This window comes from Leisingera sp. SA215, from assembly GCF_055902035.1.
Genome location: NZ_JBVVXU010000020.1, coordinates 17,292 through 29,022 on the forward strand (window position 1 = coordinate 17,292; position 11,731 = coordinate 29,022).

General features: G+C 65.3%; 11 protein-coding genes. 5 read left to right on the forward strand and 6 right to left on the reverse strand.

Annotation, left to right across the window (positions count from 1 at the left end; all coding sequences use genetic code 11):
* Positions 1-13: 13 nt before the first annotated feature.
* A complete protein-coding gene (locus AC0KW6_RS17495) occupies positions 14-1,495 on the forward strand; it encodes an inorganic phosphate transporter (RefSeq protein ID WP_323780972.1) in 1,482 nt (493 codons plus the stop codon).
* Between the two features lie 150 nt (positions 1,496-1,645).
* On the opposite strand, the gene argF is transcribed toward AC0KW6_RS17495, so the two are convergent.
* Both argF and AC0KW6_RS17505 read right to left on the reverse strand, forming a co-directional pair.
* Positions 1,646-2,572 (reverse strand): ornithine carbamoyltransferase, encoded by a 927-nt coding sequence (argF, locus tag AC0KW6_RS17500; RefSeq protein WP_323780969.1) that lies wholly within the window; start codon positions 2,570-2,572, stop codon positions 1,646-1,648.
* A gap of 76 nt (positions 2,573-2,648) precedes the next feature.
* A complete protein-coding gene (locus AC0KW6_RS17505) occupies positions 2,649-3,824 on the reverse strand; it encodes an acetylornithine transaminase (protein ID WP_474035530.1) in 1,176 nt (391 codons plus the stop codon).
* Between the two features lie 502 nt (positions 3,825-4,326).
* Here AC0KW6_RS17505 and AC0KW6_RS17510 point away from each other — a divergent pair.
* Together AC0KW6_RS17510 and AC0KW6_RS17515 are read left to right on the forward strand one after the other, a co-directional pair.
* Entirely contained in the window at positions 4,327-5,244 is a 918-nt protein-coding gene (locus tag AC0KW6_RS17510) for a DMT family transporter (RefSeq protein ID WP_323780966.1), read from the forward strand.
* A gap of 123 nt (positions 5,245-5,367) precedes the next feature.
* On the forward strand, positions 5,368-6,606 hold the full coding sequence (locus AC0KW6_RS17515) for an MFS transporter (RefSeq protein ID WP_474035531.1): 1,239 nt from the start codon (positions 5,368-5,370) through the stop codon (positions 6,604-6,606).
* Between the two features lie 5 nt (positions 6,607-6,611).
* On the opposite strand, the gene AC0KW6_RS17520 is transcribed toward AC0KW6_RS17515, so the two are convergent.
* A complete protein-coding gene (locus AC0KW6_RS17520) occupies positions 6,612-7,424 on the reverse strand; it encodes an ABC transporter permease (RefSeq protein ID WP_474035532.1) in 813 nt (270 codons plus the stop codon).
* Between the two features lie 160 nt (positions 7,425-7,584).
* Between AC0KW6_RS17520 and AC0KW6_RS17525 the strand changes: the two genes are divergently transcribed.
* Positions 7,585-8,184, forward strand: coding sequence for a GcrA family cell cycle regulator (locus AC0KW6_RS17525; RefSeq protein ID WP_474035533.1), 600 nt, complete (start codon positions 7,585-7,587; stop codon positions 8,182-8,184).
* A 102-nt stretch (positions 8,185-8,286) separates the two neighbouring features.
* Here AC0KW6_RS17525 and AC0KW6_RS17530 read toward each other — a convergent pair whose 3' ends face one another.
* The gene (locus AC0KW6_RS17530) at positions 8,287-8,805 is read right to left on the reverse strand and encodes a YHS domain-containing (seleno)protein (RefSeq protein WP_323784278.1); all 519 of its coding nucleotides are present in this window, start codon (positions 8,803-8,805) and stop codon (positions 8,287-8,289) included.
* Positions 8,806-9,076: 271 nt separating this feature from the next.
* On the opposite strand from AC0KW6_RS17530, the gene yghU reads away from it, so the two are divergent.
* Entirely contained in the window at positions 9,077-9,952 is an 876-nt protein-coding gene (yghU, locus tag AC0KW6_RS17535) for a glutathione-dependent disulfide-bond oxidoreductase (protein ID WP_323784280.1), read from the forward strand.
* 300 nt (positions 9,953-10,252) lie between these two features.
* Here yghU and AC0KW6_RS17540 read toward each other — a convergent pair whose 3' ends face one another.
* Both AC0KW6_RS17540 and AC0KW6_RS17545 read right to left on the reverse strand, forming a co-directional pair.
* Entirely contained in the window at positions 10,253-11,044 is a 792-nt protein-coding gene (locus tag AC0KW6_RS17540) for an SseB family protein (RefSeq protein ID WP_474035534.1), read from the reverse strand.
* The gene (locus AC0KW6_RS17545; RefSeq protein WP_474035535.1) at positions 11,041-11,658 is read right to left on the reverse strand and encodes a uracil-DNA glycosylase family protein; all 618 of its coding nucleotides are present in this window, start codon (positions 11,656-11,658) and stop codon (positions 11,041-11,043) included. Before AC0KW6_RS17545 ends, AC0KW6_RS17540 begins: the two co-directional genes overlap by 4 nt.
* Between the last annotated feature and the right edge of the window lie 73 nt (positions 11,659-11,731).

Sequence of the window (11,731 nt, forward strand, 5' to 3'; positions counted from 1 at the left end):
CAGGAATGCCACGATGAGCGATGCAGATCCGCGCACGCAATGGAATACGCTGGACAAGGATCTGAACCGGATCTCCCAGCTTGAACTTGCCACAAGCTATGCCTCCCGCCCGCTGGTAGCGCCCGGCATCGCGCTGGCCTTCATCGTGCTGGCAGGGCTTGGCGCCGGGGTGTTCTTCGGCGGTTCCGCGATGAATATGGTGGTTATCGCCGCCGCCGCATTCGGCGCCTATATGGCGATCAACATCGGCGCCAATGACGTCGCCAACAACATGGGGCCGGCGGTGGGCGCCAACGCGCTGACCATGGGCGGCGCCATCGTGATTGCCGCGGTTGCCGAAAGCGCGGGCGCGCTGCTGGCCGGCGGCGATGTGGTCTCGACCATTTCCAAGGGCATTGTCGACCCCGCCGCGGTTGCCAGCAGCAGCGTCTTCATCTGGGCGATGATGGCGGCACTGATCTCCTCGGCGCTGTGGGTGAACCTGGCCACCTGGGTCGGCGCGCCGGTGTCCACCACCCATTCGGTTGTCGGCGGTGTTCTGGGCGCTGGTGTCGCCGCCGCAGGCGTTGCCGCCGTGAACTGGCCCACCATGGGCAAGATCGCCGCCAGCTGGGTGATCTCGCCGGTACTGGGCGGAGTGATTGCGGCGCTGTTCCTCGCCTTCATCAAGGCCAAGATCATCTACCAGGACGACAAGATCGCCGCCGCGCGCCGCTGGGTGCCGGTGCTGGTCGGTATTATGGCCGGCGCCTTTGCTGCCTATCTCGCGCTCAAGGGCCTGAAACGGATCGTCAAGATCGACCTTGAGACGGCGCTGCTGATCGGCGCCGGCACCGGGGCGCTGTCCTATGTGATCACCGCGCCGCTGATCAAGCGCCAGTCCGAAGGCATGGAGAACCGCAACAAGTCGCTGAAGACGCTGTTCGGCCTGCCGCTGGTGATTTCCGCCGCCCTGCTGTCCTTTGCCCATGGCGCCAACGACGTCGCCAACGCGGTCGGCCCGCTGGCGGCCATCGTGCATGCCACCGAGTTCGGCGATTTCGCCTCCAAGGTGGCGATCCCGACCTGGGTTATGGTGATCGGCGCCTTCGGCATCTCCTTCGGCCTGTTCCTGTTCGGCCCCAAGCTGATCCGCATGGTGGGCAGTCAGATCACCAAGCTGAACCCGATGCGCGCCTTCTGCGTGTCGCTGTCTGCGGCCATCACCGTGATCGTGGCCAGCTGGCTGGGCCTGCCGGTGTCCTCTACCCATATCGCTGTGGGGGCCGTGTTCGGCGTCGGTTTCTTCCGCGAATGGCATATGGAGCGCCGCCTGAAGAAATCCGCCGAGGGCCTGCCGCCGGAAAAGCGTATCGCCCCCGAAGAACGCCGCCGCCGCAAGCTGGTGCGCCGCAGCCATTTCATGACCATTATTGCGGCCTGGGTCATCACCGTGCCCGCCGCCGCGCTGCTGTCAGCGGTGATCTACCTGTTGCTGAACGCCCTCGTCGGCTGATCCGCAATGCCGTGGCAATTGGAACCCCCCGCGCCAGCCGGCTGCGGGGGTTTTTCTTTGCCCGGGCGCCGCGCCCGACCAACAGGCAAGGTTCTATCCATGGAATGCGCGGCGGCAGGCAGCAGCCCGCCGCCGCGCAAGCCGCAAAAGTCAGCCGCCCATGCACCAGCGCATGACAGCTTTTTGCGCGTGCAGCCGGTTTTCCGCCTCGTCAAAGATCACGGACTGCGGGCCGTCCATCACCGCCGAGGTCACCTCTTCCTCGCGGTGGGCGGGCAGGCAATGCATGAACAGCGCATCGGGCTTGGCATGGGCCATCAGGTCATCGTTCACCTGATAGGGCCGCAGCATGTTATGGCGGCGCTCTTTGGATGATTGGCTGTCATGCATCGACACCCAGGTATCGGCCACAATCAGATCGGCGCCCTCAACCGCTTTGAACGCGTCGCGTTCAATGGTCACCTTGGCACCCGCCTTGCGCGCCAGACCGATGAATTCCTCCTCCGGATCCAGCTGTGCCGGGCCGGTGAAGGTGAGGTCGAACCCGAACTGCCCCGCCGCATGCAGGAAAGAAGCGCAGACATTGTTGCCGTCGCCGGCCCAGACCACCTTCTTGCCCTTGATCGGGCCGCGGTGCTCCTCGTAGGTCAGGATGTCGGCCATGATCTGGCAGGGATGGGTGCGGTCGGTGAGGCCGTTGATCACCGGCACGTCTGCATAGTCCGCCATCTCGGTCAGCACGGTTTCGTCAAAGGTGCGGATCATGATCATATCAACATAGCGCGACAGCACCCGGGCGGTGTCGGCAATGGTCTCGCCATGGCCCAGCTGCATGTCCTTGCCGCTGAGCACCATGGTCTGGCCGCCCATCTGGCGCACGCCCACATCAAAGGACACACGGGTCCGGGTCGAGGGTTTCTCGAAAATCAGCGCCACCATCCGGTCCTTCAGCGGCAGCTCATCGTCCAAGGCGGCCTTGGGGCGGCCGAGGCGCGCCTGTTTGGTCGCCTTGGCCTGATCGATGATCCCGCGCAATTCGGCAGGGTCTGTTTTGTGGATGTCGAGGAAATGGTTCATGTCGGTTTCGCTTTGTTCTGGCGAAGGCCGGGGGCGCTGCCCCCGGACCCCCGGAGTATTTCTGCAAAGATGATGATCAGGCGGCTGCGACCTGGGCGGCGGTTTTTTCCAGGCGGCTGACGGCCTCGGCGATGTCTTCATCAGTCAGGGTCAGCGGCGGCAGCAGGCGGATCACATTGTCTGCCGCCGGCACGGTGATCAGCTCGTTTTCATAGCCTGCGCTTACCACATCACTGTTCACCGCCTTGCATTTCAGGCCCAGCATCAGGCCCGCGCCGCGCACCTCCTCAAAAACCTCCGGGTGATCGGCAACCAGCCCTTCCAGCTTTTGCCGGAAAAGGCCGGACTTGCGGTTCACATCTGCCAGAAACTCAGGCTCGGCAACGTGATCCATCACCGCGCAGCCGACCGCACAGCCCAGCGGGTTGCCGCCGTAGGTGGAGCCATGGGTGCCCGCGGTCATGCCGCTGGCAGCCTCTTCGGTGGCCAGCACCGCGCCCAAGGGAAAGCCGCCGCCGATGCCCTTGGCCACCATCATGATGTCCGGGGTGATGCCCGCCCATTCATGGGCAAACAGCTTGCCGGTCCGCCCGACGCCGCATTGCACCTCATCGAGGATCAGCAGCAGGCCGTGTTCATCGCAGATCTGCCGCAGCGCCTTCAGTTCGGCATCCGGCACCGGGCGGATGCCGCCCTCGCCCTGCACCGGTTCGATCATGATCGCGGCGGTGGTCCCGGTAATGGCATTGGTCAGGCCATCCAGATCGCCAAAGGCCAGATGCACGAACCCGGGCAGCAGCGGGCCGAAGCCCTTGGTCATCTTTTCCGACCCGGCTGCGGCGATCCCGGCAGAGGACCGGCCGTGAAAAGAGCCGTCAAAGGTGATGATTTCCACCCGCTCCGGCTGGCCCTTGTCGTAGAAATACTTGCGCGCCATCTTCACCGCCAGTTCGCAGGCCTCAGTGCCGGAATTGGTAAAGAACACGGTGTCGGCAAAGGTATGTTCCACCAGCTTGTCCGCCAGCGCCTGCTGTTGCGGGATCTGGTAGAGGTTTGAGACATGCCACAGGTTCTGCGCCTGGGTGGTCAGCGCCTCCACCAGCGCCGGATGGGCATGGCCCAGCGCATTCACCGCAATGCCCGAACCCAGGTCCAGAAAGCGTCGCCCGTCCGCCGTGGTCAGCCAGGCGCCTTCGCCTTTGACGAACTCAAGCGGTGCACGGTTATAGGTCGGCAGAACGGACGGGATCATCAGGATCATCCTTTTCATGGAGTGAAGCCAAAGCTGTGACTCAGCAAGGGCCTTAGGTCAACGGTGGGTCAACGGTTTTGGGAAAGCAGGAGCGCCGGAAAACGGCACAACGGATCAAAGGGCCGGTTACGCCAGGCGGCGTCGGCGTCGCGGAAGGGTGATATGTGCGCGTTTGATCATAATGCGGTTCCATAATGGAGGTTTGGTCAAAAGAAAACCCCTTTTGGAAGGGCAGGACCGGCAAACCGGCACATGCGCCCGGCAGCCGCTTCTTTCTGGTTCGAAATACTCCGGGGTGAATTGGCCGGCCGGCCAAGAGGGGCAGCGCCCCTCTTTCCTTCAAGCCTGCGGGGCAGCGCCCCTCTTCCCGCCAAGCCTGCGGGGCAGCGCCCTTCATTCCTTTCAGCCTGCGCGGCTGCCTCCGCCTTTGCCGCAGCGGAATGCGGCTGGCAGCGATGCGTTTCCCCTTGCATCCCGCGGCGGCTTGCCGCACCGCTTGCCCATGAGCCGAAACACACCGCAGAACCCGCCGCTGGCCGCCGCCCTCATTCTGGCGGCAACAACCTTCATTGCCGGCACCACCCTGCTCGCCAAGGCGCTGGGAACGGATCTTCTGGGCACGCCGCTGCACCCGCTGCAGATCAGCCATGGGCGGTTTGTGTTTGCCTTTCTGGCAATCTCCGCGTTGGTGGTTGCGCTGCGGCCCAGGTTCCTCCGGCCGCATTGGGGCTATCACATCGGCCGCACCGCCTTTGGCTGGGCCGGGGTCACGCTGATGTTTGCCTCGGTCGCCTATATCCCGCTGGCCGATGCCACTGCGATCACCTTCCTGAACCCGGTGTTCGCCATGCTGCTGGCCATCCCGCTGCTGGGAGAGCGGGTCGGCCCCTGGCGCTGGGGCGCGGCGCTGATTGCCATGATCGGCGCCATGATCCTGTTGCGGCCGACCCCGGCCAGTTTTCAACCCGCGGCCCTGCTGGCGCTGGGGGCGGCGGCGGTGATGGGGCTGGAGCTGATCTTCATCAAGAAACTGGCAGGCCGCGAAGCGCCCTTGCAGGTGTTATGGGTCAACAACCTCCTGGGGGTGATGATTGCCAGCTGCGCGGTGCTGCCGGTCTGGCAGATGCCCAGCCCTGCGCAATGGGGGGCGCTGGCCGCGCTGGGGCTGCTGATGGCCTGTGCCCAGGCCTGTTTCATCAACGGCATGGCCCGCGCCGATGCCTCCTTTGCGGCGCCGTTCAGCTATGCCACGCTGGTTTTTGCAGCCTTTTATGACTTTCTCGGCTTTGGCGCGGTGCCGGATGCCATCTCCTTGCTTGGCGCCTTTATCATCCTGGCAGGCGCCGCCATCCTCGCCTGGCGGGAAGGGCGGCCGGTTCCCCCGGCCGGCCGCGCCGCCGCCGCCGCGCACAGGTCCTAGGCGGCCGGCCTTCACGAAAGTTATTTCCGCTGCGCGGCCCGCCTGCGACCTCCGCGTCGAAAACCGGCATTTTCCGGGCATTTTGCGCGCCACCCTGTCCTGTAACAGGAGAGGAGGACGCAGATGCACGAGAGGCGGATACCCGAATGGCTGCGCCATGCGCCGGTGCCTTCGGTGCGGGATTTTGGCATCCTGGCCGGGCTGGAAGCGGTGGTGCGCGGCACGCTGATCTCGGTCTTTCCGCTGATCATGTACCGGGCCTTGGGCGATGCCGGGCTGGTGTCGGCCTCATATTTTGCTGTCGGCATCCTGTCGCTGCTGGCCGGGCTGATGATCCCTGCGCTGATCCGGCTGGTGCCGCGCCGCTGGGCCTATTCGCTGGGGGCGCTGATGTTCATCGCTTCGGCCGGATTCGCCATCGAAGGCAGCCCGGCGTCGGTGCTTGCGGCGCTGGCGCTGAACACGGTGGCGGCGGTGACCACCTTCATCTGCTTCAATGCCTATGTGCTGGACTATATCTCGCGGGTGGCGCTGGGGCAGTGCGAAACCTCGCGGATGTTCTATTCGGCGCTTGGCTGGACCGCCGGACCGGTGGCCGGCGTGCTGCTGCTGGAGGTCTGCCCCCCTGCCCCGTTCCTGATTTCCGCCGCGGCCGCGCTGCTGATGCTGGCGGCCTTCTGGTGGATGCGGATGGGCAACGGCAAGCAGATCGCCCGCGCCCGCGGCCCCGCCTCCAGCCCGCTGGCCTATGTGCCGCGCTTCCTGGCGCAGCCGCGGCTGGTCGCCGGCTGGCTGTTTGCGGTGATCCGCTCGGCCGGCTGGTGGATCTATGTGGTCTACCTGCCGATCTTTGCGATCGAAAAAGGCCTGGGAGAGGGGCTCGGCGGCATCCTGCTGTCTGTGACCAACGCGGCTCTGTTCAGCGCGCCGCTGCTGCAGCGCTGGGTGCAGCGGCATTCGATCCGGCTGGCGGTGCAGACCGGCTTTCTGGGGGTGACGGGCTGTTTTGGCGCGGCGGCCCTGGCCCAGGGCTGGCCGCCTGCCGCGATCGCTCTGCTGGTGGCCGGCTCGGCAGCGCTGATCCTCTTGGATATCTGCGCCGGGCTGCCGTTTTTGATGGCGGTCAAGCCCTCCGAGCGGACCGAGATGTCAGCCGTCTATTCCAGCTACCGCGACATTTCCGGCATTCTGACGCCAGGGGTTGCCTGGCTGGTTCTGCTGGCCGCGCCGGTTGCCGGGATCTTTGCGGCAGGCGCTGCGGCCACTGCAGCGGCAGTACTGCTGGCGGGCAACCTGCATCCGCGGCTTGGGCGCAGAAAACCGGCGCCGGTGCCCGGCGAAAATCCGGTTCCGGCAGAATAGCGGCGTCAGGGTTTCAACCGGTAGCCGGCGCGCAGCATGGCCCAGGCCAGCAGGCACACCCCAAAAGTGGCGCCGCTGCAGACGGCCAGCCCCAGCCAGGGCGAGCTGTCCGAAGTGCCGATCACCCCGAAACGCACCCCGTCGATCAGGTAGAACACCGGGTTCAATTGCGAAATCACCTTCAGTACCGGCGGCAAAGCCTCAACCGAATAGAAGGTGCCGGACAGAAAGGCGAGCGGGGTGACGATGAAATTGGTGATCGCGGCCATCTGGTCGAATTTGTCGGCAAAGACCCCGGCGACGATGCCCAAACCGCCCAGGAAAGCTGCGCCCAGCACGATAAACACCAGTGCTGCCAGCGGATGTGCGGGCACGATCTGCAACACCGCCATCAACCCCAGTCCGATGCCCAGCGCCACCAGCGTGCCGCGGGCCACGGCGCCTGCCAGATAGCCCAGCAGGATCTCCAGCCCCGACAGGGGCGGCATCAAAGTGTCGACGATGTTGCCTTGCACCTTGGCAATCACGATGGAAGACGAGGTATTGGCAAACGCATTCTGGATCACTGTCATCATCATGATGCCGGGCGCCAGAAAGGTCAGGAACGGCACCCCCATCACATCGCCGCGTTTGGGGCCGATGGCAATGTTGAAGATCATCAGGAACAAGGCTGCCGTCATCAGCGGCGCCAGCAGCGTCTGGGTCCAGACCGCCAGGAACCGCTTCACTTCGCGCCAGGCCAGCGCCTTGAGCCCCAGCCAGTTCACCCGCCCGAACCGCCGCGCGCCCAATTCAACCTGATATCCCCGATCCGCCATGCTGCCCCCGTTTTTCGCTGCTTTGCCTGCATAACGGCTGCGGCATGGGGCGCAAGATGTCTTGTAACTCCGCCCGCAGTGATTAAAATAGGGCGATCATACGGAATAGGATGGCGGCCGCAGAAACCCTGGGGCCGCTATTAGCTTGGAAAGGCAACATATGTCCTGGACAGACGAGCGCGTCGAACTGCTCAAGAAAATGTGGGGCGAAGGCCAGTCGGCGAGTCAGATCGCCAAAGAACTGGGCGGCGTCACCCGCAACGCCGTGATCGGCAAGGTGCACCGCCTCGGCCTGTCCAACCGCAACAGCGGCGGCTCCAAGGCCGCCGAGCCGAAGGAAAAGCCCGCAGCCGCCCCGGCAGCCGCGGCGCCAAAACCCGCCGCGGCGCCAAAACCCAAGCCGCAGCCGAAGACCGAACCGGCCCGTCCGGCGGCGGCCCAGCCTGCGGCAGCCGACGCCAAACCGGCAACGCCTACACGCCGCCAGATCATCCCGGCCGGCCAGCCGCTGCCGCCGCAGCCCTCGGCCAATGAAATCAGCCCCGAGGCGCTGGCCAAGGTCAACGAAATCGAAAAGAAGGCCAAGAAGCTGAGCCTGATGGATCTGACCGAGCGCACCTGCAAATGGCCGGTGGGCGATCCGGCGACCGAGGACTTCTGGTTCTGCGGCCTGCCCGCCCAGCAGGGCAAGCCCTATTGCGAGGCGCATGTGGGCGTGGCGTTCCAGCCGATGTCCTCGCGCCGCGACCGCCGCCGCTGAGCGGCCCGCACCAGCAATGAAACAAACCCGCGCCAGCCAGCGCGGGTTTTTCTTTCGAGAGGCCCGGTTTGCGGTCCGGGCACGCTGGGCTTCAGCCGCGGCTCAGTTCGCAACCGGCCCTTCAGACGTGAAATTCGGGATCACGCTGTCCGAGGCGCCATCCGGCTCGATGCCCGGCCAGTTGCCCTCGGCCAGGGTGATATTGCCGGGAATGTCCGTTTCCCAGAAACCGACGACATTCTTTGTGATGTTCAGGTACAGTTTGTCGCCGACGATGCGCCACAGGTTCGGGTTGGCCGGCACCTTGCCGCCCTTGGACACGCCATAGGCGCAGTGGCCGTCATACTGCGGCGCGTAAAAAGCCGGATTTTCCAAAAACTTGTCGCGGTTTTCTGCCGTCGAGAAGGCCCAGGTGGCGCCGTTGTACTCGGCGGTGAAATCCGCATGGCCCCGCACCGGTGCGGTCTGGGGCGCGCCCACCGGGTTCATGTCCAGGCCCCGGTAAGCCACCACGTCATAGCCGGACACGGCAAAACCGGTGCCATCGACATATTGCTCGCCGGCAAAGGCCGGCAGGGCAATGGACAGCGCTGCCACGGCAGCAAATGCAAAACGCTTCATCAGGTCATCCCTTTCATCGGAGTCCGGTTCCATCCCGGTGCCGGCATCGCATCCGGCTTGGGATCAAACACTACAGACCCCGGGGCAGATGCGAAGGGGGGCTCACGCCTCTGTGTGCGGACACGAGCCTGCGTGATCAGTTTGTAAAATTTCCGTGGCCGGACCTTCCAGTCATTGGAAAATGCCAATACTCCTTTATCTTCGCCAATGCCAATTGCCGCGGCGCGTGCGATTGACCGCATACCGGAAACGATGAAACGAGGCCCGACAGATGAGCGACACCCCCTATACCCCGCCGGAAGTCTGGAAGTGGGAACAAGAGAACGGCGGCCAGTTCGCCTCCACCAACCGCCCCACTGCCGGCGCAACCCACGACAAGGAGCTGCCGGTGGGCGCGCACCCGCTGCAGCTTTATTCGCTGGCGACCCCGAACGGGGTGAAGGTCACGGTGATGCTGGAGGAGCTGCTGGCCAAGGGCCACGCGGGCGCCGAATACGACGCCTGGATTATCAAGATTGGCGACGGCGACCAGTTCGGCTCCGGCTTTGTGGAGATCAACCCGAACTCCAAGATCCCGGCGTTGATGGACCGCAGCGGAGATGCCCCCCTGCGGGTGTTCGAAAGCGCGTCGATCCTGATGCATCTGGCCGAGAAATTCGGAGAGTTCCTGCCCAAGGAGGGTGCCGCGCGCACCGAGACGCTGAACTGGCTGTTCTGGCAGATGGGCAGCGCGCCTTACCTGGGCGGCGGTTTTGGCCATTTCTATGCCTATGCGCCGGAGAAATGGCAGTATCCGATCGACCGCTTTGCGATGGAAACAAAACGCCAGCTCGACGTGCTGGACCGCCAGCTGGCGGAGCGGAGCTATATCGCGGGCGAGGACTACACCATTGCCGATATCGCGATCTGGCCTTGGTACGGCCAGCTGGTTCTGGGCCGCCTCTATGATGCCGCCGAATTCCTGGACGCGCAAAGCTACAAGAATGTGGTCCGCTGGGCCAAGGCGATCGACGCCCGCCCGGCGGTGCAGCGCGGCCGCATGGTGAACCGGTCGTTCGGCGACCTGGAGATGCAGCTGCACGAGCGCCACGATGCCAGCGACTTCGACACCCGCACCCAGGACAAACTGGAACCGGCGGCGGAGTAACCGCCGGCCAGCCCCTCCCGCGCCCGCGGACGCCCGGGCAATGCCCGGGCCTGCCCTTGCGGCCTTGGGCCGGGCGCCGCGCTGACGCGCGGCGGGCGGCGTGCGCGGTTCCCCCTTGGGGCGGCAAAGGGCAAACGCATCCGCGAGTTGGCGCTTACAGGCAAATCTGCCCTTAAGCGCCTTTCAGCCGAAACTCCGCGCTGTGCGCAGCACAGCGCCGCGCCCAACTGCGAGGCACATTGGACAATGTGCTGCAACAGGCCGGAGCCCCCGCACCGGCTTCAATCAGATCAGCTTCAGTCAGACCAGCCGCGGCGGCTTGTCCGGGTTGCTGCCCGGGATCTCCGGCTGATAGGTTTCCGGCTCCGGCGGCTGCGGCAGGTCGAACCGCAGACCAACCCGGGCCAGACTGGCCGCAACCGGATCCTCGGCGGTAAAGAACGCCACATCCATCGCCCCCGCCTCAATCCCGGAAAAGGTCAGCGCCTCGCTTGCCGCCTTGGCCAGCGACGGCTGCGCGGCCTCCTTGGCGCCGACAAAGCCCAGCAAATGCCCCTGGCCGCCGCCGCCATAGCGCACCCCTGCCAGATAGGCCGCCGCGGCCAGCCCGCCGGCAGTGGCCAGCTTGGCATCCAGCGCCGTCAGCAGCGCCTCCGGCAGCCCCTTGGGCGCAGTAAACATCTCCACCGCAGCCTCCACCTCTTCCGGTGCGTGGCCCAGCGTCTGATGCAGCCAGCCGACCGCCCCGGCCGGGATCAGGATGGCGGACGGAGCCACCTCCAGGTTCAGTCCCAGCCCGATCCCCTGCCCGGCCAGCATCTGCGCAATCACCCGGCCCGACAGCGCCGCGTAAGGCACCGCCCTGCCGGCAAACTGCCCCAGCCGTTCCTCGCGGTCGAACACCAGGACAAACGCCCCCTCGGGTGTCTCAAACAGCTCCGGCGAGATCTGCCCGCCGGCGGCTTCTTCGGTCAGCATCAGGAACAGCTCGCTATCGCCAAGCCGCTCGTAAAACCGCAGCCGGGCGGCATCATCTGCAGGGGCCGCCTCCATCGCCGCATGGGCCAGATCCAGCGGGGTCTCTTCTGTCATCGCATCAGCTCCTTCACCCGGGCCTGCAGCACCGGCAGCAGCTCGGTTTCGAACCAGGGGTTTTTCTTCAGCCATCCGGTATTACGCCAGGACGGATGCGGCAAGGGGAAGACCTGCGGCGCATGTTCCCGCCAGCCCTGCACCAGCGCCGTCACCGGCCCTTTTACCCCCAGATGATAGCGCTGCGCATGCGCCCCGACCAGCACCCTGAGCCGGACCTCCGGCAGCTGCGCCATCACTTGGGTGTGCCAGGTCCTGCCGCACACCGCAGGCGGCGGCAGATCCGCCTTTTTCCCGTTGTAGCCGGGAAAGCAGAACGCCATCGGCACCACGGCCACCCGGTCCTTGTCATAAAACTCCGCCTCACTCAGGCCCAGCCAGGCCCGCAGCCGGTCGCCCGAAGGATCGGTGAAGGGCCGGCCGCTGTCATGCACCCGCGCGCCCGGCGCCTGGCCGGCAATCAGGATCCGGGCAGAGGGCCGGAACCACACCACGGGGCGCGGCTCATGCGCGGTGGCGGTTGCGGCAAAACGGTCCGCACAGATCCGGCAGCCGCGAATCTGCGCCTTCAATTGCTGACCGGCCGCCATTGTCCCGCATTTGGAAACAGTCATTGCTTGCCCCGCCTTGCCCCCCTGCCGCCTGAAAACACGCCCCCGGCCCCGGATCATGGCTGAAATGGTTAAA

Excerpts from the sequence above, each read along its gene's own strand:
- AC0KW6_RS17525 (WP_474035533.1), top strand. The coding sequence starts at position 7,585 with ATGTCCTGGACAGACGAGCGCGTCGAACTGCTCAAGAAAATGTGGGGC.
- AC0KW6_RS17515 (WP_474035531.1), top strand. The coding sequence starts at position 5,368 with ATGCACGAGAGGCGGATACCCGAATGGCTGCGCCATGCGCCGGTGCCT.
- AC0KW6_RS17545 (WP_474035535.1), bottom strand. The coding sequence starts at position 11,658 with ATGACTGTTTCCAAATGCGGGACAATGGCGGCCGGTCAGCAATTGAAG.
- AC0KW6_RS17520 (WP_474035532.1), bottom strand. The coding sequence starts at position 7,424 with ATGGCGGATCGGGGATATCAGGTTGAATTGGGCGCGCGGCGGTTCGGG.
- yghU (WP_323784280.1), top strand. The coding sequence starts at position 9,077 with ATGAGCGACACCCCCTATACCCCGCCGGAAGTCTGGAAGTGGGAACAA.
- AC0KW6_RS17530 (WP_323784278.1), bottom strand. The coding sequence starts at position 8,805 with ATGAAGCGTTTTGCATTTGCTGCCGTGGCAGCGCTGTCCATTGCCCTG.
- argF (WP_323780969.1), bottom strand. The coding sequence starts at position 2,572 with ATGAACCATTTCCTCGACATCCACAAAACAGACCCTGCCGAATTGCGC.
- AC0KW6_RS17495 (WP_323780972.1), top strand. The coding sequence starts at position 14 with ATGAGCGATGCAGATCCGCGCACGCAATGGAATACGCTGGACAAGGAT.
- AC0KW6_RS17510 (WP_323780966.1), top strand. The coding sequence starts at position 4,327 with ATGAGCCGAAACACACCGCAGAACCCGCCGCTGGCCGCCGCCCTCATT.
- AC0KW6_RS17540 (WP_474035534.1), bottom strand. The coding sequence starts at position 11,044 with ATGACAGAAGAGACCCCGCTGGATCTGGCCCATGCGGCGATGGAGGCG.
- AC0KW6_RS17505 (WP_474035530.1), bottom strand. The coding sequence starts at position 3,824 with ATGATCCCGTCCGTTCTGCCGACCTATAACCGTGCACCGCTTGAGTTC.